Source organism: Kitasatospora acidiphila, from assembly GCF_006636205.1.
Classification (GTDB): Bacteria; Actinomycetota; Actinomycetes; order Streptomycetales; family Streptomycetaceae; genus Kitasatospora; species Kitasatospora acidiphila.
The window spans coordinates 4,822,835-4,846,514 of the sequence record NZ_VIGB01000003.1 but is presented as its reverse complement, the minus strand read 5'-3'; the positions used below and the strand labels follow the sequence as shown (position 1 = coordinate 4,846,514).

Below are 23,680 nucleotides of genomic sequence, written 5' to 3'. Positions count from 1 at the left end.
CTCTTCGAGCGATGGGTCAGGAGTGGTCGGACTGGTAACGGGCATAGGCGGCGGCCATCCGGCCACCGACCTCGGCCGTGGAGATGAGAACCGCCATGTTGGCCTGCGCGGTACGGCCGCCGGTGGCCCGATCGACCGCGTGCATCAGGTACTTGGTCAGGCCCTGGCCGGTGACACCGTCCCGTTCGGCCTGGACGAGCGCATCGTTGATGGCCGCCTCGGCGACGACCGGGTCGACGGCGTCCTCGTCGCGCGGCGGCGTGGTGATGACCACCCCGCCGGGGTGCCCGGCGGCCCAGTGGGTAGCGACCACCTTGGCGATCAGGTCCTCGTCGTCGATCCGGTGCGGGGCGCGCAGGCCGCTGGAGGCGCAGTAGAACGCCGGGAAGTCGTCCGAGCCGTGCGCGATCACCGGCACGCACTGGGTCTCCAGGTACTCCATGGTCAGCGCCAGATCGAGGATCATCTTGGCGCCCGCGCAGACCACCGCCACCTTGGAGCGGGTGAGCTGGATCAGGTCGGAGGAGATGTCCATGGTGGTCTCGGCGCCCCGGTGCACCCCGCCGAGACCGGCCGAGGAGAAGAACGGGATCCCCGCGAGCTCGGCGGCGACCAGCGAGGACGCCACCGTGGTCGCGCCGCGGCCGCCGCGGGCCAGCACCACCGGCAGGTCGCGGCTGGAGACCTTGGGGATGCCGCCCTCGGAGGCGAACCGCTCGATGTCCGCCGCGGTCATGCCGACCCGGATCGCGCCGTCCTCGATGCAGATCGTGGCCGGCACCGAGCCGCCCTTGCGGACGGCGGCCTCGACCTGGTGCGCGGTCTCGGCGTTGTGCGGGTACTTCAGGCCGTGCGTGATGACGTTCGACTCCAGCGCGACCACCGGACGGCGCTCGTGCAGGGCCTCGCGGACCTCTTCGCTGTAGACGATCGGGATGGTCGTGCTCATCTCACTCCCTCGCTCGGGCTGGTCGACGGCTCCGCCTCGGTCACCGCTGCCGGACTGCTCTGTGCCACCGTCGTCGGGGCCTTCGTCCGGCGCGGCTGGCCGATGACCACCGCGGCGATCACCGCCACGGCGCCGACCAGCTGGATGGCGTTCAGTGACTGGTTGAGGAAGACGTAGCCCAGGACGGTCGCGCACAGCGGCGAGGCGAAGGAGAGGAACGACGCCGCCAGGGCGGGCAGCCGCGACAGACCGCGGAACCACAGCACATAGGCGATCAGCGCCCCGATGAGGCCCAGGTAGGCGAAGCCGCCGATGTTCTTCCAGGTCAGGTGGTCGGGCAGGGTCTCGGTGGCCAGGCAGATCGGCAGCAGCAGGATGCCGCCGACGGTGAGCTGCCAACCGGTGAAGGTCATCAGGGAGACCCCCTCCGGGCGGCCCCAGCGCTTGACCAGCACGATGCCCGAGGCCATGCAGAGCGCACCGAGCAGACCGGCGACCACACCGATGCCGTCCAGGCCGGCCTTCGGGCCGATCACCAGCAGCGCGATGCCCCCGGCGCCCAGCAGACAGGAGACGATGTGCTGCGGCATGATCTTCTCGCGCAGCAGCACCGCACCGAGCACCAGCACGATCATCGGCTGGGCACTTCCCATCAGCGCCGCCACACCGCCGGGCAGGTGGTAGGCGGCGAGGAACAGGAAGTAGAAGAACGCGCCGATGTTCAGCACGCCGAGCACCAGCGCGCGCCACCACCAGATGCCCTTGGGCAGCTGCCGGGTGATCAGCAGCAGGATCAGGCCGGCCGGCAGCGCCCGCAGGGTGGAGGCCAGCAGCGGCTTCTCGGGGGGCAGGAACTCGGTGGTGATCAGGTAGGTCGAACCCCAGACCATCGGCGCCAGCGCCGTGATCAGGGAGGTGGCGGCGAGACCGCCGCCACCACCGCGCCGATTGCTCATTTCCTAGCTCCGGAGTCCGTGGTTCCGAAGAAGCGGTCGCCGAAGTCCCCGATGCCGGGGATCATGAATGCGTGCTCGTTGAGCCGGTCCTCGATGGCGCTGGTGACGATCTGCAGCCCCGGCCGCTCCCTGGCGAAGCGCTCGAGGCCCTCGGGCGAGGAGAGGAAGTTGATCATGATGATCTTCTCCTCGGAAACCCCCGAGTCCAGCAGCACGTCGATGGCTGCCAGGGCCGAACCGCCGGTGGCCAGCATCGGCTCCAGCAGCAGCACATGGCCTTCGCCGATGTCCGCCGGCAGCTGCTTGTAGTAGAGCTTCGGCAGCTTGGTCTGCTTGTCGCGCTGGATCAGGATCTTGCCGATCGGGATGTCGGGCTGCACATCGAGCAGCTCGACCTCCATCGCCTCACCGGCGCGGATCACCGGCACGGCGCACACCTTGTCGACGAGCTCGAGCCCCAGGTAGGTGACGCCGACCGGGGTGGTGACCTCCCGCTTGGCGTACGGCAGCAGATCCAGGGCGGCTTCCAGCAGACGGTGGATGATGCGCCGCGTGTAGAACCGGAAGTCCTCCTGCGAGCAGTCCCGGTCCCGGACGATGGTGTGCATGGCGCGGAGCTGATCCGTCTGCGGCAACAGGTGGACGTGTTCGGTACTCACGGCTGGGCCTCCACGGTGGATGGGGAGAAGGCGAGTTGACGGTGCGCCGGGGAGTGGGCTGCGGAAGGGCGATCAGCCGATGTCGTCGAAGGCACGACGGGCTTCGGCGACGAACTTGGCGACCTTGGCCCGGTCCTTGCGGCCGTCCGGGCCCTCCAGACCGGTGTGGGCGTCCACGGCGGCCGGACGGACGGCGCGGATCGCGTCCCCGACGTTCTCCGGGTTCAGGCCGCCCGCCATCATCAGCGGCTTCGGGGAGCGGCGGACCAGCTCGGCGGAGATGCTCCAGTCGTGGGTGAGCCCCGTCGCGCCCTTGGCACCGGTCTTCGGGTCGAAGGTGTCGGTGATGTACATGTCGACGAACGGGTGGGTGTCGTCGACGAGTTGGAGCAGCTCCTCGGCGTTGTCGGCCTTGACCACCAGCGACTTCAGCACGAACAGCTCCGGGCGGAGCTCCTTGAGCAGGCGGAGCTGGTCGGTCGCCACATCCCCGTGCAGCTGGACGGCGACCACGCCGAGCTGGGTGCAGAAGTCGCTGACCTCCTGGGCATCCGTCAGGTAGCTGATCAGCACGCCGGCGTGCGGCGGCTCGAAGCCCTTGATGATCGCGGCAGCGTCCTGCTCGGAGATGTCGTCCTTGCCGGACGGCAGGCGCAGCCCGAAGCCGATCCAGTCCGCCCCCTCGCCGATGATCATGTCGGCTTCCGCGGCGTCGATGCAGCCTGCGACCTGGACCAGCTTGTTCACGGTGGTCATGGAGTTCCCCCTCGTTGGGATATGCCAATGACTGCGGGCAGGCGGAAACCACCCCCGGTGCTTCGGAGTGCTCCAACCCCCCACAGGCCTCTGAGCCAACTCGGTCCACCCGTCCCGGCGGACACGGTGGCGCCGGATCCGGCCGATCGGGACCTCGGCCGCGCCCCCGATTCGACGTCAAACTTTCCGACATCGGCAGCCTACGGAGTCGGGCCGTGGATCTCAGCCTTCTGCCGCAACCTTGGCTTGACTACGCCACGTTGGTGCTCCGTACACCGAACGGGAGCGCGAGGGAACAAACTGACGGACCATCGCCACAAGGTGGCTGATGGACCGTCAGTTCACGCAGGGTTCAGGGTTGCTTCTCGTCTCGCCTGGAGTTCAAGGTTGCTTCTCGTCTCCCGTGGAGTTCGGGGTTGCTTCTCGTCTCACGTGGAGTTCAAGGTTCCTTCTCGTCTCCCGGGTCAGCCCATGCTCTTGGCGCCGTCCAGCGACTCGCGGATGATGTCGGCGTGGCCGGCGTGCTGAGCGGTCTCGGCGGCGATGTGCAGCAGGGTGCGGCGGGCCGACCAGGACTTGTCGGCCTCGAACCAGGGCGCCTTGGGCAGCGGCTGCGCGGCGTCCAGGTTCGGCAGCGCGGCCACCAGCTGGTCGGTGCGGCGGGCCACCTCCTCGTACTCCGCCAGCACACCGGCCAGCGTCTCGCCGGGCAGCAGCTGGAACTCCTCGCCGCGCTTGGCCCAGTCGGCCTCCGTCAGGGTGGTGAAGTCGGGCATCACCGACGGGCCCTCGACGATGAACGACGCCCAGAACCGCTCGGTCGACGTCACGTGCTTGATCAGGCCGCCCAGGCAGAGCTCGCTGGCGGTGGTCCGCTGCCGGGCCTGGTCGTCGGTGAGGTCGCGGGCGGTGAGGCGCAGGAAGTGCCGTGCGGTGGTCAGCGTCTCCAGCAGGTCAGCCCGCTCGCCGGACAGCTCGGTGGTGGCGTTGGTGGTGTCGGTCATGACTGCTCCCGCTCTCGGCTTCGGTTTCGGCTTCGGTTTCCCTTGCTCGACACCTACGTTAGGAGCCATAGCGGTCAGTTTCCGTCCTCAATGGAGAGGAGAATCTCCGGCGTGGCGAACACCAGTACCCGAACCCTGAGACTGCTCTCCCTGCTGCAGACCCACCGCTACTGGCCCGGCACCGAACTGGCCGAACGGCTGGGCGTCTCGGTGCGCACCCTGCGCCGGGACGTCGACCGGCTGCGCGAACTCGGCTACCCGGTGGAGGCCCAGCGCGGCGTGGACGGCGGCTACCAGCTCGCCGCCGGCGCGGCGCTGCCGCCGCTGGTGATCGACGACGACGAGGCCGTCGCGCTCGCCGTCGGGCTCCAGGCCGCCGCGGAGGGAGCGGTGGCCGGCCTGGCCGAGTCCTCGGTGCGGGTGCTGGCCAAGGTGGTCCAGGTGATGCCCGTCCGGCTGCGGCACCGGGTGGAGGCCCTGCGCACCATGACCGTGCCGACCGGCTGGGGCACCGCGGCCGGTCAGGCGGGCGTCGACCCCGGCGCGCTCACCGTGGTCGCGCTGGCCTGCCGCGATGCCGAGCAGCTCAGCTTCGGCTACGCGGCCGCCGACGGCAGGCGCACCGAGCGGCACGTCGAACCGCACCGGCTGGTCTGCCTCGACCACCGCTGGTACCTGGTCGCATATGACCTCATCCGGCACGACTGGCGCAGCTTCCGGGTCGACCGGCTCACCGACCCGCAGGGCGCCGGCGCCCGGTTCCGCCCCCGCGAGCTGCCCGCAGCCGACGCCGCCGAGTTCGTCCGCGCCAGCCGGCGCTTCCACGTCCAGCCCCACCGCGTCGAGGTGCTCGCCGACCTCCCGGCCGCCACCGCCCAGCGACTGATCGGCCACTGGTGCACCATCGAGGAGGTGGACGCCGGGCACTGCCGGATCCGGATGACCGCCGACAGCCTGGACTGGGCGTGCATGGCCCTCGGGGTCCTCGGCACCGACTTCCGCGTGTTGCACCCGCCCGCCCTGCTCCCCCACCTCCGGGACTGGGCCGACCGCTTCCACCGCGCGGCCCGGGAGGGGCTGGAGGGGGCGGAGGAGGCAGCAGGGCCGGAGGGGGAAGAGAGGTCGGAGGGACTGGAGGGACGGGACTCGTGACGGCTCACCCCGCGCGTCACGCCCGCTCGTCGGTGCCTGCGAGCTTGGCGGTGGTGATGGCGATGCGGTTCCAGGTGTTGATGGCGAGGATCAGGGCGATCAGGTTGGCCAGGCGGGTCTCGTCGAAGTGCTCGGCGGCGCGGGCGTAGACGTCGTCCGGGACGCCGTCCGAGATCCGGGTGACGGCCTCGGCCAGGGCCAGGGCGGCCTGCTCGGCGGGGGTGAAGAAGTGGGCGGCGTCGCGCCAGACCGAGACCATGTGCAGGCGCTCCTCGCTCTCGCCCGCCTTGCGCGCGTCGGAGGTGTGCATGTGCAGGCAGTAGGCGCAGCCGTTGAGCTGGGAGCAGCGGATCAGGACCAGTTCGATCAGAGCCGGGTCCAGCCCCTCGCGGGCGGCGGCGTCGAAGCCGATCTGCGCCTTGAAGGCCTTGGGGCGAGCTGGGCGAAGTTGATTCGAGGGGTACCGGTGTGGTTCGGCGTGCTCGCAGTGCTCGTGGTGTTCATGGTGCTTGTGGTGTTCATGGTGCTCGTCGTGTTCGTCATGGCTACGAAGCTACGGGGATGATCGACCTCGCATAGGGTGCAATTCCATGAGCGAATCGTGGGTCAATTCGGGCCAGCGGATCGGCAGTGACCTGCATCTTGAGCTGGCCGCGACCGGCAGTCGGCGGGCGGCGCTGACCCGGGCGCTACGGGACGCGGTGCGGGACGGGCGGCTGGCGTCGGGCAGTCGGCTGCCGCCGTACCGGTCGCTGGCGGCCGACCTCGGGCTGGCCCGCAACACGGTGGCCGAGGCCTATGCCGAGCTGGTGGCGGAGGGCTGGTTGACGGCACGCCAGGGGTCCGGCACCCGGGTCGCCGACCGGGTGGGGACGCCGGACGCCGTGCGGGTGCCGCGACGGGTCACCGCTCGGGCACCCGTGCACGATCTGACCCAGGGCCAGCCGGACGCCGCCGCGTTCCCGCGCACCGCCTGGCTGGCCGCCACCCGGCGGGCTCTGGGCGCCGCGCCCAACGAGGCGTTCGGCCCGGGTGATCCGCGCGGCCGGATCGAGCTGCGCCGCGCGCTGGCCGAGTATCTGGCCCGGGCCCGCGGGGTGCGCACGGAGCCGGAGCGGATCGTGGTGACCGCCGGGTTCGCCGCCGGGCTGCGGTTGCTGTTCACCGGCGGTGCGGTGCTGCGCGGGCCACTGGCGGTGGAGTCCTACGGCCTGCCGTTCCACCGCGAGCTGCTGACCACCGCCGGGGTGCCGACCCGTCCGCTCCCAGTGGACGAACACGGCGCCGACACCGCCGTGTTGGGCTCCCTGGGCGGCGTCCGTGCGGCGCTGCTCACCCCGGCGCACCAGTTCCCCACCGGCGGACCGCTGCACCCGGAGCGGCGGGTGGCCGCGGTCGACTGGGCGCGGGCCCGGGGCACCGTGGTACTGGAGGACGACTACGACGGCGACTTCCGGTACGACCGCCAACCCGTGGGCGCACTACAGGGGTTGGACCCGGAACGGGTGATCTACCTGGGCTCGGTGAGCAAGAGCCTCTCCCCCGCGCTGCGGATCGGCTGGCTGGTGCTGCCGGCCCACCTGGTGGATCCGGTGCTGGCCGGGAAGGGCGAACGCGAGGGGTTCACCAGTGTGGTCGACCAGTTGACCCTCGCCGCGTTCCTGGAGTCCGGCGCCTACGACCGCCACCTGCGCCGGATGCGGCAGCACTACCGGCAGCGCCGCGACCAGTTGGTGGCCGCCCTGGCCACCCAGGCCCCGCACATCGCGGTCAGCGGGATCGCGGCCGGCCTGCATGCCGTGCTGCAACTGCCGCCCGGCACCGAGCGGTCCGCTCTCAAGGCCGCCGCCTGGCATGGGGTCGCGCTCGACGGGCTGGCCCCGTTCCGCCACCCGGCCGCGAACGGGCCGACCCTCGACGGTCTGGTGGTCGGCTACGCCACCCCGCCCGACCACGCCTGGCGCGCCGCTCTGGACGCGCTCTGCCGGGTGCTGCCACCGGACTTGGCGGCTCCGGCCACCTGACGCTGCTCCTAAGGCGTGGAACCCACGTACTGGCGGGCCACGTTGACGAAGTCGTTGATCAACACCTGGGTCAGGTCACGCCGTTCGGTCACGTCCTTCCGGTCGCGAGCCCGGTCGATCTTCCCGACCTGCCGGAACGCCTCGGCGGCGACGTCCGCCAGCGGACCGTCGTCGGTGATCAACTGCACCTGGAACAGGGCGTGCTGGGCCTGTGACCGGATTTCGAAGGAGCGCTGGCGCAGCGCCACCTCCTCCTCGGCGTCCGTGTCCTCGTGTACGCAGAACCAGTGGTGCAGCATCGCCTGCCGGAAGAGCACCAGCAGCCCGGCATACCCGCTGTACGCGTCCAACCGCTCGCGCCGCAACCGCTCCTGGCGGGCCAGGTGTTCGGCACGGCGCGCGGTGCGCTGCTGGAACACATGGGTGGCGGTGGAACCCAGCAGGGTGCCGAGGACCGCGATCAGGCTCGTCAGGATGGCGTTCACGGGCCCAAGTCGATCACAGGGCGGGAGCCGCCGACCAGGGGTTCATGCGGCGCTCCCGGGTCAGCGGACGCTGCGGTTTCAGTGGGCGGGACGAGTCAGCGAGTGCTTCGAGTCAGCGGGCGTCGAGCGCGGTGTCGCCCCGGGCGGCCAGCAGCTTGCGCAGCAGGCCGTCCAGCTGCGTCTGCTCTTCGGGGCTGAGCGCCGCGACCAGCTCCCGTTCGTTGGCGATGTGCCCCTCCACGATCCGGTCGATCAGCTCCCGACCGACCGGCGTGAGCCTGATCAGCACGGCGCGCCGGTCGGTGGTGCTCTGCCGCCGCTCGACCAGGCCCTTGGCGGACAGCCGGTCCACCCGGTTGGTGATCGCACCCGATGTGACCATGGCCGACCTGAGCAGCGCCCGGGCGTTCAGCTCGAACGGCTCGCCCGAGCGGCGCAGCGTGGCCAGCACGTCGAACTCGGAGAAGTCCAGGCCGTGTTGGGCGAAGTACTCACGAAGCACCAGATCGGCATGGCTCTGGAACCGGTTGAGCCGCCCGACCAGGGCCATGGACGTGGTGTCGAGCTCGGGGCGCTCCTTGGCCCACTGGTCGACGATGTCGTCAACGGCGTCGCGCTGCTGCTCCATGGCCTGCCTCCTGAGATGTCCTGGCCCTTGCCTGCGGGACTCGTACCGGTGCTCGCGGGACTCGTACCCGGCCTTCATTATCTCAACGTTCAGAGACTTGACGAGACGCGCCCTGCGGCGTAGAAATATCTCAACGTTCAGATAGTCAACGCTGAGAGGCGGCGGGATCATGGGTGGGGAGCGCGTGAACGGACTGAACGGATCGGCCGGGCGGGGTGGCGGCTGGGTCGGTCGGGCCGGGATTGCCGCCGCGGCGGCGGTGGCGCCGGCGTCCTGGGGAACCACCTATCTGGTGACCACCCAGATGCTGCCCGAGGGCCGCCCGATGCTGGCGGCCGCGATCCGGGTGCTGCCGGCCGGTCTGCTGCTGCTGGCGCTGGGCCGCAAGCTGCCCAAGGGCATCTGGTGGTGGCGGGCGATCGTGCTGGGGATGCTCAACATCGGGTTCTTCTCCCCCCTGATCTTCATCGGCGCCTACCACCTGCCCGGTGGCGTGGCGGCGACCATCGGGGCACTGCAGCCGCTGCTGGTGACCGGGTTCTCGATAGGCCTGCTCGGCGTGCGGCCCGGACTACGGCCGATCATGGCCGGTGTGATCGGCGCCGCGGGCGTCGCATTGCTGGTCCTCAAGGCAGGGGCGAAGCTCGACACCACGGGCATCGTCGCCATGGTCGCCGCGACCGTGCTGATGTCGGTGGGCACCGTGCTCACCCGGCGCTGGGGACGTCCCGAGGGGATCACCCTGGTCGACATGACGGCGTGGCAGCTGACCGTCGGCGGCATCTTCCTGGCGCCGCTGGCCGCCTTCACCGAGGGCATGCCGCCGGCGCTGACCGGGCGCAACGTGATCGGCTTCGCCTACCTCGTCCTGATCGGCACCGCCCTGGCCTACTTCCTCTGGTTCCGCGGCATCCAGAAGCTGGGCGCCGGACCGGCCTCGTTCCTCGGCCTGATCAACCCGCTGGTGGCGACCGTGGGCGGGATCCTGGTGCTGAACCAGACCCTGACCGGCTGGCAGGTGCTCGGCCTGGTGCTCGCCCTCGGCGCGATGGTCGCCGGCCAGGGCAAGGCGGCCAAGCCGGCCACCGCGGCGGTCGAGCCCGGTACGGGCGACGACGCCGAGCAGGCCGCAGCAACTCCGGACAGCCCGGCGACGCTGACCGCATCGGCAACACTGACCGGCTCGACGACGCCGGCCGCATCGGCAACGCTCGCCGCTCCGGCCGCTACCGAGCCGGCCGAGAGCACCAAGTTGCCACAGCTGGCGACTGAGGCCTGATCAGCTGACCGCCCCACCCCGAAGCGCCCCGGGCCCACTGACAACTCCCCTGGCCGGTGGGCCCGGGTGCACCACCGTCCGGCTTCGGCCCGGCCGACCGCCATCGAGCGGACCGGCCGGGCCGTCGGTCATCCTCGGCCACCGGGGAGCGGTGCAGCGGGCCGTCGATCATCCTCGGAAGGTGCGCCGGTAGGCCCCCGGCGAGACGCCGATGGCCGCCCGCAGATGCTGGCGCAGTGTGACATCGCTTCCGAAGCCGGTCCGCTCGGCGATCCGACCGATCGTCAGATCGCTGCTCTCCAGCAGATGGCGCGCCAGGTCGAGGCGCTGCTGGATGAGCCACTGGGCCGGACTGAGGCCGACCTCGGCCCGGAAGCGGCGCGTGAAGGTCCGTCGACTCATTCCGGCATGACGGGCGAGGTCGACCAGTTGGAGCGGATCGTGGAGCCGCTCCAACGCCCAGGCGCGGGTGGCGGCGGTACCGGCGTCGGCGTGCTCGGGGATCGGACGCTCCACGTACTGGGCCTGGCCGCCCTCGCGCTGCGGCTGGACCACGCAACGGCGGGCCACGTGATTGGCCACCGCGCTGCCATGGTCCTGGCGGACCAGGTGGAGCAGCAGGTCGATGCCGGCTGCGGCGCCGGCGGACGTCAGCACCCGGCCGGTGTCCACGAAGAGCACATCGGGCGCCACGTCCACTTGAGGGTAGGCGCGCTGGAAGCGGGCGGCGTGGTACCAGTGCGTGGTCGCGGTCTTGCCGTCCAGCAGACCGGCGGCGGCGAGCACGAAGGTGGCGATGCAGATGCCCACGATCCGGGTGTCGGAACGCAGCCCGGCCAGTGCTTCGGACACACCGGGCGGCAGCGTGCTGCGGTCGATGAACTCGGTGAAGGTCCGAGCCGCCGGGATCACCACGATGTCCGCCTCGGCCAGCGCACTCGCATCGTGTTCGACGCTGATCGCATAGTCGGCCGAGGTGCGGACCGGACGACCGTCGAGCGAACAGGTGATCACGGAGTACAGCGGGCGGCCGTCAGCGTCGACAGCAGCCCCGAGGAACCGGGAGGCAAGGCTCAACTCGAACGGGATGACTTCCTCAAGGGCCAGGACCACCACTCGACGCATGGCCCGATTCTTGCACATGATGACCTCCGGGCCACTGTTTGCGCAGGTCAGCCCCACAGCATGCTGGCTCGCATGACAACCACCCCTGCTACGTCTGTTACACCTGCTGCGCCTGCCACTTCTGCGGACGCCGCTCCGGCCGGCGCCGCATCCGTCTCCACGCCCGCGCTCGCTTCTCTGGTCTTCCCGGGCGCCGAGGTCGATGCCGACGCACCGCCCATGAACGCCATCTCGCAGGACGGTTACGGCGGCCCCGAGGTGCTGCGGCTGGTCCAACTGGAGCGTCCGCAGCCCGGCCCCTCCGAGGTGCTGGTACGGGTGCACGCCACCGGGATGAACCCCACCGACTGGAAGCACCGCCGCTTTCCCGGCATGGTCAACCAGCTTCCCCTGGTACTCGGTTGGGATGTCTCCGGCACGGTCGAGGCGGTCGGCCTCGGAGTGACCATCCACCAGGTCGGCGATGAGGTCTTCGGCATGCTGCCCTACCCGCACGGCCACGGCTCGTTCGCCGAGTTCGTGGTGGCGCCCGCCAGGGCCCTGGTGCGCAAGCCGACCGGGATCGACCATGTGCAGGCGGGCGCCGTTCCGCTGGCTGCCCTCACCGCTTGGCAGGCCCTGGTGGACACCGCCGACGTGCAGCCGGGCCAGCGGGTCCTGGTGCACGCCGCAGCGGGTGGCGTGGGGCACCTGGCCGTACAGATCGCCAAGGCTCGCGGGGCCGTGGTCATCGGCACGGCGAGTGCGCCGAAGCACGACCTGCTGCGCGAACTCGGCGCCGACGAGCTCATCGACTACCGCACCGAGGACTTCACCCGGATCGAGCCGGTGGACGTGGTCCTCGACACGGTGGGCGGCGAGGTCGCCGAGCGCTCACTCCGAGTCCTCAAGCGCGGCGGGCAGTTGGTCTCCATCGCCCTGAGCTCCTGGGTCGCCGACCTGACGGAGCAGGCCGCCGGGCTGGGTGTGCGGGTGACCCCGCTCCTGGTCGAGGCCGACCAGGCGGGCATGCTCGGGATCCGGGACCTGATCGAATCGGGCCGGCTGCGCCCGGTTGTCGAGGCGGTCTTCCCGCTGACCGACGCCGCCAAGGGGCACGCCCTCGGCGACACCGGCCGGGTGACGGGCAAGGTGGTGCTGACGGTGCGGTGACGGGGGCAGGCGCGGGGTGCGGCGAGTGCAGGGGCACCCCGGTGCGGGTGGGCACCCCGGCAAGGTGCACCCCGGTGCGCCGGTGTCCCTTGCCGGCCTCACCCGTTGAGGTAGGCCAGCACCGCGAGCACTCTGCGGTTGTCGTCGTCGGAGGGCGGCAGGGCGAGCCTGAGGAAGATGGACGCCGTGTGCTTGGCCACCGCCCGCTCGGTGATCACCAGGCGCTGGGCGATCGCCGCATTGGAGCGCCCCTCCGCCATCAGCCCGAGCACCTCGCGCTCTCGCGGACTGAGCGCGGCGATCGCGCTGTTGCCGGCGTTGTGGGTCAGCAGCCGGGAGATCACCTCGGGGTCCATCGCCGTGCCGCCATCCGCTACCCGCCGCACCGCGTCGACGAACTGGACGCTGTCCATCACCCGGTCCTTCAGCAGATAGCCGATGCCGCCGTCCGTGTCAGCCAGGAGTTCACGGGCGTACAGTTGCTCGACGTACTGGGAGAGGACCAGGACCGGTAGCCCGGGCACCACCCGCCGGGCCTCCAATGCAGCCCGCAGTCCCTCGTCGGTGAACGTGGGCGGTAGCCGCACATCCACCAGCACGACGTCCGGCGAGTTGGCGGCTACCGCGGCCAGCAGCTCCGCTTCGGTCTCCACCGCGGCCACGACCTCCATGCCGTGCGCCTGGAGCAGCCTGGTCAGACCGTCCCTCAGGAGGAAGAGGTCTTCGGCGATGACAACCCGCATGGGATCTCCAGTGTCGCAATGGTCGGGCCACCTGACGGACTGCTGATGGCGAGCACGCCGTCAAAGGCTGCCAGCCGCCGTTCGACACCGCGCAGCCCGGTGCCCAGCGCCGGATCCGCCCCGCCTCGGCCGTCGTCGGTCACGGCGACGCGCAGCATCCCGTCAGTATGGCCACGCTTCGGGGCCAACAAGTCCCAGATGCCGGTGGGCGCCCAGACTCCGCCCGCGGTGTTTGTGGGCCGCGCCGATCCCGGGGGCCGGTCGACGACCTGACCATCACCTCCGGCACCTGGGCGAGCGCCCCCGGTCAGGTAGTGCTGAACGAGCACATGGCGATCGCGGGCCTCGGTGACCAGCTGACCTTCTCGGACGCACCGGGCGCTCCGGTGCTGACCGTGGTCGGGATGGCCCGATCGGCCGGCGACAGTGCGGACGCCTGGGTCTCGCCCGCCCAACTGACGGCCCTGGCCAAACCCGGCACCGTGCCCGACCAGCAGATGCTGTACCGCTTCACCAGCGCCGCGACCGATCAGCAGGTGGCCGCCGACCGGGACGAGCTCACCGCTTCCGTGCCCGCAGGCTCGCTCACCAGCGCGGACTCCTACCTGACGATCAAGCTGGCGGCGGACAAGACCTCGGCGACCTTCGTGCCCTTCCTGGTCAGCTTCGGTGTCCTCGGCCTCTGCATGTCGGTTCTGATCATCGGCGTGGTGGTCAGCGGGGCGGTCAGCTCAGCAAGCCGACGGATCGGCATCCTCAAGGCGGTGGGCTTCACTCCGGGACAGGTCGTGCGGGCGTACGTGGGGTTGGCCCTGGCCCCATCGGTGGTCGGCACCCTACTGGGCCTGATCCTCGGCAACCTGGCAGCCATCCCGATCCTCAACCGTGCCGACGAGGCGCAGGTGGCCGGCAGCACCTCGATCGCGCCCTGGCTGGACGTGGTCGTTGCGCTCGTCGCACTGGCCGCCGTGGCTGGTGCCGCCCTACTGCCCGCCCTGCGTGCCGGCCGCCTGCGCACCACGCAAGCGCTCACCGTGGGCCGCACCCCGAGCAACGGGCGTGGTCGGACGGCCCGCCAGGTGCTCGGCCGACTGCCGCTGCACCGGACTGCGATCCTGGGTCTGGCCGGTCCGTTCGCCAGGCCCGGCCGCTCCGCGGCCATGGTTGCCGCGGTGGTTCTGGGCGCGATCGGGGTCACCTTCGGCGCAGGGCTGACCATCTCCCTCAATGCCGTCCAGGACGGGATGAACCGGAAGTCGCCCGGTGCCGTGCAGGTCGACCCTGTCCCACCGCCCGCCATCACCATGCCCGGTATGACGCACAAGCCGGACATTGCCAACATGCCCGCGATCGAGGCGTTGATCACCGCCCAACCCGGCACCCGACGGTTCTTCAGCTTCGGCCATACCAGCGTGAGCGTCGTCGGCCGAGCCGGCGAGACCAGCGTGCTCGCCTACCAGGGCGACTACTCCTGGGGCGCCTACCAGATGGTGTCCGGCCGTTGGTTCCGCGGCCCCGGTGAAGTAGTGGTCCCGTCGGGCTTCCTGACCACGACCGGCACCCATGTCGGCGACACCATAACCCTGGCCAACGACAACCATCGTGCCCAGGTGCGGATCGTCGGCGAAGCCTTCAGCGTGCAGGAGTCAGGCATGGTCATCCTGACCGATGAGGCCTCGCTCAACGGCCTGAACGCCAAAGTCATGCCCGAGAGCATCGAGATTGACATCGACCTGACCCCAGGGACGAACCAGCAGGCGTACCTGGGCTCCCTGGGCGAGGCCCTGACTCCCTACGGGGTCCCACCGGTGCCGGGATACACCGGATTGAACGGCATGGTCGTCTCCATGGACGCACTGGCCCTGATGCTCACCCTGATGCTCGTCGCGGTAGCCGGGCTCGGTGTCCTCAACACCGTGTTGCTCGACACTCGCGAACGCGTGCACGACCTGGGCGTGTTCAAGGCCCTGGGCATGTCACCGCGGCAGACCGTTGCCATGGTGCTCTGGTCGGTCTCCGGCATCGGACTGGTCGCAGGACTGATCGGTGTACCGATAGGCATCGTGCTGCACGACTACGTGGTTCCCGCCATGGGCACCGCCGCCGGCACCCGGATGCCGCATGCCGACATCGCGGTCTACCAACCGGCCGTCCTGGTGCCGCTCCTTCTGGGCGGTCTGGTGATCGCCGTCGTCGGCGCTCTACTCCCCGCCGGGTGGGCCGCCCGCACCAGCACTGCGGGAGCCCTGCGGGCCGAGTAGCCGACCACCCACCCGGGCCAACCAGCCCGACGCCCCATCAACTAGGCGCATTCCTGAACGGTTCACCAGTCAAGTCGCGAAGTAGCTCAGACAGCAGGCACCCATGGCTATCGCCGCGCAGGCTCCGAGTCGCGCGGCGGTCAGCTTCTCCCCAGGAACCGCCACCCGATCAGCGTCGCGAACACCACGCTGGTCTCGCGCAGCGCCGAGACCGGCCCCAGCGGACTGAGCCGGTACGCCCACACCACCATGGCGTAGGTGGCCAGTTGGCCAGCTCCGGCCAGCGCCGCCACCCGCACCTCGGGTCCCCTACCCCGCACCACCAACCGCCCCCGGGCCGCCACATAGACCACCGGCACCAGCACGCCGTACACCACGAAGATCCACGCCGCATAGGAGATCGAGTTGCCCGTCAGCCGCACACCCACCCCGTCGAGCACCGCGTAGGTGGCGATGATGGCGCCGGTGGCCAGCGCCAGCATCAGCGCCTTCGCCCCGCCGCTCTGCCGGCCGAGCACCATCGCCGTGATCCCGAACGACACCAGACCGATCCCCAGCAGAGAGGGCAACCCCGGGCGCTCCCCGGCGAAGAGCGCCGCCCCCAGGCTGACCAGCAGCGGCACGCTGCCCCGGATTACGGGATAAACCGAGCCGAGGTCCGCCACGCGGTAGCAGAGCAGCAGAAAGAGGGTGTACACCACCTGCACCGCCGCCGAGACCGTCAGATACGGCCAGGCGGCCGCCGGCGGCAACGGCATGGCGATCACGAATGGCAGGCCGATCGCGGTCGAGACGAAGCTCATCACCGTGACCAGCCAGAGCCGGTCGGCCTGCGTCCGTAGCAGCGCGTTCCAGGTCGCGTGCAGCACCGCCGCACAGAGCACCAATCCCGCCACGCCAAGCGACATCGTCAGCTTCCAGTCCGGTAACCAGGCTGCTGCGCAGCACCGTTGACGGCTCCACGGAAGAGCCCCACCTCGCCGGACCCTACGTGATCGAGCGCCGATCGGTCGATAGTTGGCTAGACAACTCCATATTCTTCGGCGCACCTTAACCCAACGATCGCCCGCCATTGCCAAACGGTTCCCCCGGCCCCGCCGCCACTCGGACCACTCCCCGGGCCCGCACCGCTCACACCGCTTCCCGGCCCCCGCGCCACTCAGACTGCGTTGCGCGCAGCCCTCGGCGCCAGCGAAGCCCGCCCGTTCAGCCTCTCCACCTCGGCACCAGTCGCCCGGCGGTAGTCGTCGGTCACCGTGCTGAGGGCACCATCGGCGCTGAGCATGACCCGGTTGGCCTCGACCACGGCAGCGGTGGCCGCAGCCCGCTCCTGCTCATACGTGGTCAACGCGCCGCGAACATCGGCCAGTTGACCAACCGCAGATTCCCCCATGCCTGCCAGGCGATAAGCCAGCACCCGAGCGTCGACGATCGCCTGCGAAGCGCCGTTCGCGCCGACCGGGTACATCGGATGGGCCGCGTCGCCGAGCAGCGTGACCCGGTCGGCGCCCCAGGAAGGCAGCGGGTCGCGGTCGACCATCGGGAACCGCAGGATCGGCCCCCCGCCGCCGATCAGCGCGGGCAGGTCGAGCCAATGGTCCCGCCAGCCGTCGAACTGGTCCAAGTGGTCCAGCAGTTCGGCCGGATCCGCGGGACTGTTCCAATCGGCCTCGCCGGCCAGCGGCCCCGGCTCTGCGATCGGCACCTGGAAGACCCAGTTGACCAAGGCACGGCCTCGCTCGGCGACCCGCTGGGAGATCGGGTAGGCAAGGAAAGTCAGGCCCCCGGCGCCCTGCGCGATCACCGCCGAACGGCCCGTCAGAAACGTTGCGGCCTCCGCCGTTCCCCGGTACATCCGCACCCCGGACCAGAGCAGCGGCCCCTCGCTCGGATGCAGCCGGGCGCGCACCGCCGAGTGCAGCCCGTCAGCCCCGACCAGCAGGTCAGCGGTCAACTCGGAGCGCACACCGGAGGCTCGGTCCACCAGCTGGACGCACACGGCATCGGAGTCGACGGTGAAGTCGACCACCCTGGTGCCGGTTCGCACCGCAGCCTGACCCAGGCGCTCCCGCACCGCCTCCAGCAGCAGGAGCTGCAACTCGCCCCGATGGATCGAGTACTGCGGCCAGTGGTACCCGGCAGCCGCACCGCGCGGTTCGCGGAACAGTATGCCGCCGCGCTCGTCGGTGTAGACGTGCTCCGCGGTGGCGATGCCGGTGGCGGCCAGCGCCTCCCCGAGTCCCAGCTCTATCAACTCCCGCACCGCGTGCGGCTGCAGGTTGATTCCGACGCCGAGCGGGCGGATCTCGCGCACGCTCTCCAGCACGGTCACCTCGATCCCCGCCTCCGCCAGGCTCAGCGCCGCGGTCAGTCCACCGATCCCCGCTCCCGCGATCAGCACCTTCATCTGGCTCCACCCTCTCCGCTTGCTCGGTCCGGCTCTCACCACCCAGCCTGCGGGCCTGTGCGTCATACGTCCAAGAGCTGGCCTGTCTGGCTGTCAGAAGCATTGCGTATGGCATCACGAACTAAATGCTGGGCGATCACGCCTTCTGGCTGGCATGCTCCGATGCCATGAGCAGTGGAAACGAGTCAGCCTCCGACGAGCGAGCCTCCAGCGAGCGGATCTCCAACGAGCGGACCTTCGACAAGCGGACCTTCGACGAGCTGGTCGCCGAGGCCGAGCAGGTGTCGGTCGAGGGCTGGGACTTCTCCTGGCTGGACGGGCGCGCCACCGAGCAGCGTCCGTCCTGGGGCTATCAGCGGCTCCTGGGTGAGCGGATGGCGCAGGTCAATTCGGCGCTGGACCTGCAGACGGGCGGCGGCGAAGTGCTGGCCGGCCTGCCGAAGCTGGCCCCGCTCACGGTGGCCACCGAGAGCTGGCCACCGAACGTGGCCAAGGCGACCGCGCTGCTCCACCCCCTCGGCGTCGCAGTGGTGGTGGACGCGGACGAGCCGCCGCTGCCCTTCGGTGACAACGCCTTCGACCTGGTGAGCAGCCGGCATCCGGTGACGACCTGGTGGGCGGAGATCGCCCGGGTACTGCGCCCCGGTGGCAGCTACTTCTCCCAACAGGTGGGCCCGGCCAGCGTCTTCGAGCTGGTCGAGTACTTCCTCGGTCCGCTGCCCGCCGAGGTCAAGCAGGCCCGGGACCCCGAGCGGGCCCGACGGGAGGCCGAGGCGGTCGGCCTGGAGATGGTCGACCTGCGGTTCGAAAAGCTGCGCACCGAGTTCCTGGACATCGGCGCGGTGATCTACTTCCTGCGCAAGGTGATCTGGATGGTCCCGGGCTTCACCGTCGACCAGTACCGGGACCGGCTGCGCGAGTTGGACCAGCAGCTCCGCCAGGACGGTCCGTTCGTCGCCACCACCACCCGCTTCCTGATCGAGGCTCGCAAGCCCGCAGGCAACTGACCCGCAAGCAAATCACCCACGAGCCCGCTACCAACTGACCCGCGATCCACTCACCCGCAAGCAACTCACCCGCGAGGAACCGCGCGGCAGCACCCCCGACCAACTGGCCCACTTGCTCACCAATCCGTTGGCCCACCATCCAACTGGCGCCGATTCACGCGACAACCGCCATGCATGCCTGCTGAACTGACGCCATGACGATCAGCGAAACCCTTCGGACGCAGCACGACAAGGCGCTCTCCTTCCACGCCATGCACCGCGCGGATCGGCCACTTGCGCTGGCCAACGCCTGGGACGCGGCGACCGCCCGGATCGTGGCCGCATCCGGCGCCCCGGCGATCGCCACCACCAGCGCCGGCGTCGCCTGGGCGCTCGGGGCCCAGGACGGCGGCACGTTGGGCAGCTCACTCGCCGTGGAACTGACCGCCCGGGTGGTCGCCGCCGTCGACCTGCCGGTGACGGCCGACATCGAGAACGGGTTCGCCGACAGCGCGGCGGGGGTCGGGGAGACCGTCGCCGCCGTGCTGGCCGTCGGCGCCGTCGGCGTCAACCTGGAGGACGGCACCCGGTCCACGACCGGCGGCAGCCCGCTGCTCCCCGTGGACGAGCAGGCCGAACGCCTGGCCGCGGCCCGGGCTGCGGCCAATACCGCCGGCATCCCGCTCTATCTGAACGCCCGGATCGACACCTACCTACGGGGCGTCGGCGAGGACGCGGCGGCCCGCCGCCAGGAGACCCTGGACCGGGCCGCCGCCTACGTCGCGGCCGGGGCCAGCGGCGTCTTCGTTCCCGGGGTGACCGACCTGGCCGAGCTGAGCGAGCTGCTCAAGGGCGTGTCGGTGCCGCTGAACGTGCTGGTCGGTGCCGGTGCGCCGACGGTTGCGGAGCTGGGCAGCATCGGGGTGGCCCGGGTCAGCCTCGGTGCCGCGGTGGCCGAGAGCGCCTACGCGGTGGTCCGCCGCGCGGCGCAGGAGCTCTACACGCAGGGCAGCTACGACGCGGTGGCCGACGCGATCCCCTACCCGGAGCTGAACGCCCTGCTCGGCGACTGACGCACCCCCGCCGAGCGCCACCACCTGGCCGCTACCTCAGTGCCGCCGCCTCAGTTCCGCCGCCTCGATTGCCGGCGCCTCGGTTGCCGGCGCCTCAGTTGCCGCGGCCGTACCGCAACGACCCTGGGGTAGTGAGCAGTTCACCGGTCTCCAACCAGGTCTTCAGGCCCGAGAGGATCATCGGCCAGCCACCGTAGAGCTCGTCGTTCGCACCCTCCAGCAGGTGGTCGTGGACGACCAGCAAGCGGCAGGAATCATCGCCGACCGGCTGGATCTCCCAGGTGACCCGGGAGATGCCCTCGCGCTTCACCTCGTCGCTCCACAGCGCCTGCATGCTCTGCGCCAGCCGGCGCGGTGGGTCGACCTCCAGGATCTCGCCTTCCCCGAGCGGGACCGGGCTGCCATCGGGGGCGGTGGCGGTCATCTCATAGCGGGCACCGGGAGTGAAGTCCGAGCTGACCCGGGCGCCGAAGTTGTACTTGGCACGGATGTCGGGGTCGATGATCGCCTGCCAGAGGCGCTCGGGCGTGGCGCGGATGTAGATCTCGAAGACCTTCTCCATCGGACTCTCCAGTCGACTCTTCAGGTCGCTGAGCCCAGCCGCCCGCCGGGTGACCACCAGGCCCGCCTCCTCTCCCCATGGTCACATGTCAACGGACGCCATCGCCGCCCCACGCATCACCACCGCCCCACGCGTCACCGCCACCCCACACGTCACCACCACCCCACACGCCACCACCACCCCACACGCCACCACCGTCTCGGGCGCCGTCACCGTCCCTCAGCGTCACCGCCACCCTGAACGCCGCCACCCGCCAGCCGAGCCTCGACCCCATCCAACAACAGCTCCAAGCCGAGCTCGAACTGCCACAGCGCATCATCCTTCCGCCGCTGGGTCAGCAGACTCCGGTTGTAGAGCGGGTAGCGGCCGGTGCTCATCAGGTAACTCATCTGCGGCGCCAGGCCGCTGCGCAGCTCCTCCCCGCTGGCCCAGTTCTGCTCCGTCATCAGCTCGCGGAGCAGGATCTCGTTCCCGGCCATCCCTCGCGCATAGGTGGCCACCGAACGGGTGATCGCCAACGCGGTGTCGGCATCCAGCCCGAGCCCGTCCAGCACCGCGAGCCCCCGCTCGGCGATCGCCAGCCGGTTCGGGGTCAGCGCCAGTGCCCCTCGCCCCCGGCGATCCGCACCAGCCACGGATGGGCGAGCAGCAGCTCCCGATTGCGCAGCGCGAGCAGCCGCAACGCCTCGCGCCAGCCGAGCTCCACCTCCGGCAGCTCCAGCTCGCCGTGCACCAGGTCGACCATCAGGTCCAGCAGCTCGCCCTTGCCGGAGACATACCGGTAGGCGGCCATCGGCGCGACGCCCAGTTCGGCGGCGAGTCGGCGCATGGTGATCGCGTCCAGTCCCTCCGCGTCGGCGACGGCCACGGCCGTGACGGCGATCCGTTCCGGGGTCAGCGCCACCCGGGCGGTCGGCGCGGGGCGCGCGACTCGCTCCCAGAGCGAGACCGGCCGCTCATCGGCACCTCCGGGACGGGCTTCGTTACGCGGATTGCGCGGACTCACAACCGACCTCCTCGATCCACTCAATACCTTCAGTTCCCTCAGCGCCTCAGCGGCTTCCGCGCCTTCCTCGCCTTCCGCTCTCAGCGCCTCAGCGCTCCCTGGGCGCCCCCTAGGCGCTCGCGCCGTGTACAGCGTATCGCCAGTAGACAACGTACACAGCCCCCGTGTACGTTGTATCTCGATCGATACGACGTACACGCCATCGAGGGGGACCATCATGAGCACGCCGCTGCGCATCGCGATCATCACCGGCAGCACCCGGGACGGGCGGTTCGGCCCGACCGTGGCCGACTGGATCCGCCGCCAGGCCGCCGAGCGCCCGGAGCTGGAGCTCGACCTGATCGACCTCGTCGAGACGCCGCTGCCCACCACGTTCCCAGCCTTCGGCCAGTCGCTGCCGGAGGCGGACGCCGAGCTGCTCGCCGCCGTGAAGCCCCGGATCGCCGCGGCCGACGCGTTCATCGTGGTCACGCCGGAGTACAACCACAGCTTCCCGGCTCCGCTGAAGAACGCCATCGACTGGCACAACGCCGAATGGCACGCCAAGCCGGTGGGCTTCGTCAGCTACGGCGGCATCTCCGGCGGCCTGCGCGCCGTCGAGCAGCTGCGCCTGGTCTTCGCCGAGCTGCACGCGGTCGGCATCCGCGAGACCGTCAGCTTCGCGTCGGCCTGGGAGAAGTTCGACGCCGAGGGCGAAGCCGTCGACCCGGCCGCCGCCACCGCGGCCAAGTCGATGCTGGACCAGCTGACCTGGTGGGCGCTGGCCCTGAAGGAGGCAAAGGCGATCCGCCCGTACGGGAGCTGACCACAAGTCAGCCCACGCACGGGCGGATCGAGAACGGGCGGCCTACAGGACCACCGGGCCAACCGGCCGCCGCCCCCGCAGGACTGCAGGGCCAACAGGCCTACGAGACAACGGACCTACAGGACCTCGTCCGCCTTGTCCGCCACGACGGCCTTCCGCCGCCGCTGCACCACCTGCGCGGCGATCAGCACCACCGCGGCGGCCACCAGCGAGAGGATCATCTGCACCCGGCCGTCGTGCGTGGTGAACATGTAGACCACCACGAAGGCGATCAGGCCGATCGCCACCCAGGTCAGATACGGGTAGAGCCACATCCGCACGGTCAGCCGCTCGGGTGCCTCGCGCTCGATGATCCGCCGCATCCGCAGCTGCGAGAAGCAGATCACCAGCCAGACGAAGAGCGCCACCGCGCCCGAGGAGTTCAGCAGGAACTGGAAGACGGTGTTGGGCGAGGTGTAGTTGAAGAACACCGCGATGAAGCCGAAGACCACCGACGCCAGGATCGCGGTCCGCGGCACACCCCGACCGGTCACCCGGGCGAAGGCGGCCGGGGCGTCACCGCGACGGCCGAGCGAGAAGGCCATCCGGGAGGCCGTGTAGAGGCCGGAGTTGAGGCAGGAGAGCACGGCGGTCAGCACGATGACGTTCATCACCTGGGCCGCGCCCGGGATGCCGACGTGCTCCAGCACCGCCACATAGGGGCTGCTCTTGACCGAGGCGGAGTTCCACGGCAGCAGGGTGACCACGATGAAGATCGAACCGAGGTAGAAGACGCCGATCCGCCAGATCACGCTGTTGGTAGCCTTGGTCACGGCCTTCTCCGGGTCCTCCGACTCGCCCGCGGCCAGCGTGACGATCTCACTGCCCATGAAGGCGAAGACCACGGTGAGCATGCCGGTGAAGACCGCCCCGACACCGTGCGGCAGGAAGCCGCCGTGGCCGACCAGGTTGGCGCTGCCGACGGCATGCGTGCCGGGCAGCAGGCCGAACATGGCCAGCACGCCGACCACGATGAAGGCGGCGATCGCCACCACCTTGATCCCGGCGAACCAGAACTCGAACTCACCGTAGGACGAGACGGAGAACAGGTTGGTCCCGGTGAGCACCGCCATCACCAGCAGCGCGAAGGCCCATTGCGGCACGGCGGGCAGCCAGCCGTTGAGGATCTTGGCACCCGCCGTGGCCTCCACCGCCAGCACGACCACCCAGAAGAACCAGTACAACCACCCGATGGTGAAACCGGCCCAGCGACCCAGCGCCCGGTCGGCGTAGGCGGAGAACGAGCCGCTCTGCGGGTCGGCCGCTGCCATCTCCCCGAGCATCCGCATCACCAGGACCACCAGCACACCGGCGAGCCCGTAGGACAGCAGGATGCCCGGACCGGTGGCGGCGATGCCGGCGCCGGAGCCCACGAACAGGCCGGCGCCGATCACCCCACCGATGGCGATCATGGACAGGTGGCGGTTCTTCAGTCCGGCCTTCAGCTGCTGGTCCGGGTTCCCACCGGACTCGGCCGTGGCCGCTGAGCGCTTCGGGGCTTCCGTGCTCATGGTTACTGCCTCTCCTGCGCGGCGGGCGTTCGGCCACGCAACGGCAGGAAACGTAACCCGGAAATGTCATAAACAGAAAGCCTCTGTGAGCAATCCCCCCCGTTTATTGAGCATCATC

General features: G+C 70.3%; 24 protein-coding genes and 2 pseudogenes. 9 read left to right on the top strand and 17 right to left on the bottom strand.

Features of this window, described 5'->3' with window-relative positions; all coding sequences use genetic code 11:
- Window positions 1-16: 16 nt before the first annotated feature.
- The 5 genes from E6W39_RS22925 to E6W39_RS22905 form a co-directional block, all read right to left on the bottom strand.
- Window positions 17-949 carry a pseudouridine-5'-phosphate glycosidase gene (locus E6W39_RS22925; protein ID WP_101380908.1) on the bottom strand — a complete coding sequence of 311 codons (933 nt, stop codon included), beginning with the start codon at window positions 947-949 and terminating at the stop codon, window positions 17-19.
- On the bottom strand, window positions 946-1,905 hold the full coding sequence (locus E6W39_RS22920; RefSeq protein ID WP_141635125.1) for an EamA family transporter: 960 nt from the start codon (window positions 1,903-1,905) through the stop codon (window positions 946-948). Before E6W39_RS22920 ends, E6W39_RS22925 begins: the two co-directional genes overlap by 4 nt.
- Window positions 1,902-2,564, bottom strand: a complete 663-nt coding sequence (gene upp / locus E6W39_RS22915; protein ID WP_101380906.1) for a uracil phosphoribosyltransferase — start codon at window positions 2,562-2,564, stop codon at window positions 1,902-1,904. The genes E6W39_RS22920 and upp overlap by 4 nt, the downstream gene beginning before the upstream one ends.
- Before the next feature lie 72 nt (window positions 2,565-2,636).
- On the bottom strand, window positions 2,637-3,320 hold the full coding sequence (locus E6W39_RS22910; protein WP_220140255.1) for a phosphoribosylanthranilate isomerase: 684 nt from the start codon (window positions 3,318-3,320) through the stop codon (window positions 2,637-2,639).
- A gap of 464 nt (window positions 3,321-3,784) precedes the next feature.
- Window positions 3,785-4,324: a DinB family protein gene (locus E6W39_RS22905; RefSeq protein WP_141635124.1), complete on the bottom strand. Its 540-nt coding sequence runs from the start codon at window positions 4,322-4,324 to the stop codon at window positions 3,785-3,787.
- A gap of 111 nt (window positions 4,325-4,435) precedes the next feature.
- On the opposite strand from E6W39_RS22905, the gene E6W39_RS22900 reads away from it, so the two are divergent.
- Entirely contained in the window at window positions 4,436-5,476 is a 1,041-nt protein-coding gene (locus tag E6W39_RS22900) for a helix-turn-helix transcriptional regulator (protein WP_141635123.1), read from the top strand.
- A 16-nt stretch (window positions 5,477-5,492) separates the two neighbouring features.
- Here the strand turns inward: E6W39_RS22900 and E6W39_RS22895 are convergent.
- Window positions 5,493-5,980 (bottom strand): annotated as a pseudogene (locus E6W39_RS22895) (carboxymuconolactone decarboxylase family protein).
- An 86-nt stretch (window positions 5,981-6,066) separates the two neighbouring features.
- On the opposite strand from E6W39_RS22895, the gene pdxR reads away from it, so the two are divergent.
- On the top strand, window positions 6,067-7,500 hold the full coding sequence (gene pdxR, locus E6W39_RS22885) for a MocR-like pyridoxine biosynthesis transcription factor PdxR (protein ID WP_141635120.1): 1,434 nt from the start codon (window positions 6,067-6,069) through the stop codon (window positions 7,498-7,500).
- Window positions 7,501-7,508: 8 nt separating this feature from the next.
- Here the strand turns inward: pdxR and E6W39_RS22880 are convergent, their stop codons facing one another.
- Together E6W39_RS22880 and E6W39_RS22875 are read right to left on the bottom strand one after the other, a co-directional pair.
- On the bottom strand, window positions 7,509-7,985 hold the full coding sequence (locus tag E6W39_RS22880; protein WP_141635119.1) for a hypothetical protein: 477 nt from the start codon (window positions 7,983-7,985) through the stop codon (window positions 7,509-7,511).
- 112 nt (window positions 7,986-8,097) lie between these two features.
- Entirely contained in the window at window positions 8,098-8,613 is a 516-nt protein-coding gene (locus E6W39_RS22875) for a MarR family winged helix-turn-helix transcriptional regulator (protein WP_141635118.1), read from the bottom strand.
- A gap of 184 nt (window positions 8,614-8,797) precedes the next feature.
- Here E6W39_RS22875 and E6W39_RS22870 point away from each other — a divergent pair, with 184 nt between their 5' ends.
- A complete protein-coding gene (locus tag E6W39_RS22870; RefSeq protein WP_228718301.1) occupies window positions 8,798-9,892 on the top strand; it encodes an EamA family transporter in 1,095 nt (364 codons plus the stop codon).
- Between the two features lie 168 nt (window positions 9,893-10,060).
- Here the strand turns inward: E6W39_RS22870 and E6W39_RS22865 are convergent, their stop codons facing one another.
- The gene (locus E6W39_RS22865) at window positions 10,061-11,017 is read right to left on the bottom strand and encodes a GlxA family transcriptional regulator (protein ID WP_141635116.1); all 957 of its coding nucleotides are present in this window, start codon (window positions 11,015-11,017) and stop codon (window positions 10,061-10,063) included.
- A gap of 219 nt (window positions 11,018-11,236) precedes the next feature.
- Here E6W39_RS22865 and E6W39_RS22860 point away from each other — a divergent pair, with 219 nt between their 5' ends.
- Window positions 11,237-12,169 (top strand): NADP-dependent oxidoreductase, encoded by a 933-nt coding sequence (locus E6W39_RS22860; protein ID WP_141635115.1) that lies wholly within the window; start codon window positions 11,237-11,239, stop codon window positions 12,167-12,169.
- Between the two features lie 98 nt (window positions 12,170-12,267).
- Here the strand turns inward: E6W39_RS22860 and E6W39_RS22855 are convergent, their stop codons facing one another.
- Window positions 12,268-12,912 (bottom strand): response regulator, encoded by a 645-nt coding sequence (locus E6W39_RS22855; protein WP_141635114.1) that lies wholly within the window; start codon window positions 12,910-12,912, stop codon window positions 12,268-12,270.
- Window positions 12,876-13,082 (bottom strand): annotated as a pseudogene (locus E6W39_RS22850) (sensor histidine kinase); the annotation flags it as partial. The pseudogene E6W39_RS22850 and the gene E6W39_RS22855, both read right to left, overlap by 37 nt.
- Before the next feature lie 144 nt (window positions 13,083-13,226).
- On the opposite strand from E6W39_RS22850, the gene E6W39_RS22845 reads away from it, so the two are divergent.
- Window positions 13,227-15,173, top strand: a complete 1,947-nt coding sequence (locus E6W39_RS22845) for an ABC transporter permease (protein ID WP_181799396.1) — start codon at window positions 13,227-13,229, stop codon at window positions 15,171-15,173.
- Window positions 15,174-15,313: 140 nt separating this feature from the next.
- On the opposite strand, the gene E6W39_RS22840 is transcribed toward E6W39_RS22845, so the two are convergent.
- Both E6W39_RS22840 and E6W39_RS22835 read right to left on the bottom strand, forming a co-directional pair.
- On the bottom strand, window positions 15,314-16,081 hold the full coding sequence (locus E6W39_RS22840) for a DMT family transporter (RefSeq protein WP_220140254.1): 768 nt from the start codon (window positions 16,079-16,081) through the stop codon (window positions 15,314-15,316).
- A gap of 251 nt (window positions 16,082-16,332) precedes the next feature.
- On the bottom strand, window positions 16,333-17,580 hold the full coding sequence (locus tag E6W39_RS22835; RefSeq protein WP_141635112.1) for an FAD-dependent monooxygenase: 1,248 nt from the start codon (window positions 17,578-17,580) through the stop codon (window positions 16,333-16,335).
- Window positions 17,581-17,734: 154 nt separating this feature from the next.
- Here E6W39_RS22835 and E6W39_RS44240 point away from each other — a divergent pair, with 154 nt between their 5' ends.
- The 3 genes from E6W39_RS44240 (at window position 17,735) to E6W39_RS22825 (ending at window position 19,639) form a co-directional block, all read left to right on the top strand.
- Complete coding sequence (locus tag E6W39_RS44240) at window positions 17,735-17,950, top strand: pentapeptide repeat-containing protein (protein ID WP_407658439.1); 216 nt, start codon at window positions 17,735-17,737, stop codon at window positions 17,948-17,950.
- Complete coding sequence (locus E6W39_RS22830; protein ID WP_407658628.1) at window positions 17,862-18,587, top strand: class I SAM-dependent methyltransferase; 726 nt, start codon at window positions 17,862-17,864, stop codon at window positions 18,585-18,587. Before E6W39_RS44240 ends, E6W39_RS22830 begins: the two co-directional genes overlap by 89 nt.
- Before the next feature lie 194 nt (window positions 18,588-18,781).
- Window positions 18,782-19,639: an isocitrate lyase/PEP mutase family protein gene (locus tag E6W39_RS22825; RefSeq protein ID WP_141635110.1), complete on the top strand. Its 858-nt coding sequence runs from the start codon at window positions 18,782-18,784 to the stop codon at window positions 19,637-19,639.
- Between the two features lie 94 nt (window positions 19,640-19,733).
- Here E6W39_RS22825 and E6W39_RS22820 read toward each other — a convergent pair whose 3' ends face one another.
- From E6W39_RS22820 to E6W39_RS41885, 3 genes are all read right to left on the bottom strand, one after another.
- Complete coding sequence (locus E6W39_RS22820; RefSeq protein WP_141635109.1) at window positions 19,734-20,201, bottom strand: SRPBCC family protein; 468 nt, start codon at window positions 20,199-20,201, stop codon at window positions 19,734-19,736.
- A gap of 209 nt (window positions 20,202-20,410) precedes the next feature.
- Window positions 20,411-20,836: a TetR/AcrR family transcriptional regulator C-terminal domain-containing protein gene (locus E6W39_RS41890; protein WP_228718300.1), complete on the bottom strand. Its 426-nt coding sequence runs from the start codon at window positions 20,834-20,836 to the stop codon at window positions 20,411-20,413.
- The gene (locus E6W39_RS41885) at window positions 20,794-21,207 is read right to left on the bottom strand and encodes a TetR/AcrR family transcriptional regulator (RefSeq protein ID WP_228718299.1); all 414 of its coding nucleotides are present in this window, start codon (window positions 21,205-21,207) and stop codon (window positions 20,794-20,796) included. Before E6W39_RS41885 ends, E6W39_RS41890 begins: the two co-directional genes overlap by 43 nt.
- A gap of 217 nt (window positions 21,208-21,424) precedes the next feature.
- On the opposite strand from E6W39_RS41885, the gene E6W39_RS22810 reads away from it, so the two are divergent.
- On the top strand, window positions 21,425-22,012 hold the full coding sequence (locus E6W39_RS22810) for an NADPH-dependent FMN reductase (protein WP_141635108.1): 588 nt from the start codon (window positions 21,425-21,427) through the stop codon (window positions 22,010-22,012).
- Window positions 22,013-22,128: 116 nt separating this feature from the next.
- On the opposite strand, the gene E6W39_RS22805 is transcribed toward E6W39_RS22810, so the two are convergent.
- Entirely contained in the window at window positions 22,129-23,562 is a 1,434-nt protein-coding gene (locus E6W39_RS22805) for an amino acid permease (RefSeq protein ID WP_141635107.1), read from the bottom strand.
- Window positions 23,563-23,680: the final 118 nt, after the last annotated feature.

What these genes read in the sequence shown, in the direction of transcription:
- E6W39_RS22820 (WP_141635109.1), bottom strand. Translation starts at nt 20,201, where the DNA reads ATGGAGAAGGTCTTCGAGATCTACATCCGCGCCACGCCCGAGCGCCTC.
- E6W39_RS22875 (WP_141635118.1), bottom strand. Translation starts at nt 8,613, where the DNA reads ATGGAGCAGCAGCGCGACGCCGTTGACGACATCGTCGACCAGTGGGCC.
- pdxR (WP_141635120.1), top strand. Translation starts at nt 6,067, where the DNA reads ATGAGCGAATCGTGGGTCAATTCGGGCCAGCGGATCGGCAGTGACCTG.
- E6W39_RS22925 (WP_101380908.1), bottom strand. Translation starts at nt 949, where the DNA reads ATGAGCACGACCATCCCGATCGTCTACAGCGAAGAGGTCCGCGAGGCC.
- E6W39_RS44240 (WP_407658439.1), top strand. Translation starts at nt 17,735, where the DNA reads ATGCTCCGATGCCATGAGCAGTGGAAACGAGTCAGCCTCCGACGAGCG.
- E6W39_RS22860 (WP_141635115.1), top strand. Translation starts at nt 11,237, where the DNA reads ATGAACGCCATCTCGCAGGACGGTTACGGCGGCCCCGAGGTGCTGCGG.
- E6W39_RS22905 (WP_141635124.1), bottom strand. Translation starts at nt 4,324, where the DNA reads ATGACCGACACCACCAACGCCACCACCGAGCTGTCCGGCGAGCGGGCT.
- E6W39_RS22910 (WP_220140255.1), bottom strand. Translation starts at nt 3,320, where the DNA reads ATGACCACCGTGAACAAGCTGGTCCAGGTCGCAGGCTGCATCGACGCC.
- E6W39_RS22840 (WP_220140254.1), bottom strand. Translation starts at nt 16,081, where the DNA reads ATGTCGCTTGGCGTGGCGGGATTGGTGCTCTGTGCGGCGGTGCTGCAC.
- E6W39_RS22865 (WP_141635116.1), bottom strand. Translation starts at nt 11,017, where the DNA reads ATGCGTCGAGTGGTGGTCCTGGCCCTTGAGGAAGTCATCCCGTTCGAG.
- E6W39_RS22855 (WP_141635114.1), bottom strand. Translation starts at nt 12,912, where the DNA reads ATGCGGGTTGTCATCGCCGAAGACCTCTTCCTCCTGAGGGACGGTCTG.
- E6W39_RS22835 (WP_141635112.1), bottom strand. Translation starts at nt 17,580, where the DNA reads ATGAAGGTGCTGATCGCGGGAGCGGGGATCGGTGGACTGACCGCGGCG.
- E6W39_RS22920 (WP_141635125.1), bottom strand. Translation starts at nt 1,905, where the DNA reads ATGAGCAATCGGCGCGGTGGTGGCGGCGGTCTCGCCGCCACCTCCCTG.
- E6W39_RS22810 (WP_141635108.1), top strand. Translation starts at nt 21,425, where the DNA reads ATGAGCACGCCGCTGCGCATCGCGATCATCACCGGCAGCACCCGGGAC.
- E6W39_RS22825 (WP_141635110.1), top strand. Translation starts at nt 18,782, where the DNA reads ATGACGATCAGCGAAACCCTTCGGACGCAGCACGACAAGGCGCTCTCC.
- E6W39_RS22805 (WP_141635107.1), bottom strand. Translation starts at nt 23,562, where the DNA reads ATGAGCACGGAAGCCCCGAAGCGCTCAGCGGCCACGGCCGAGTCCGGT.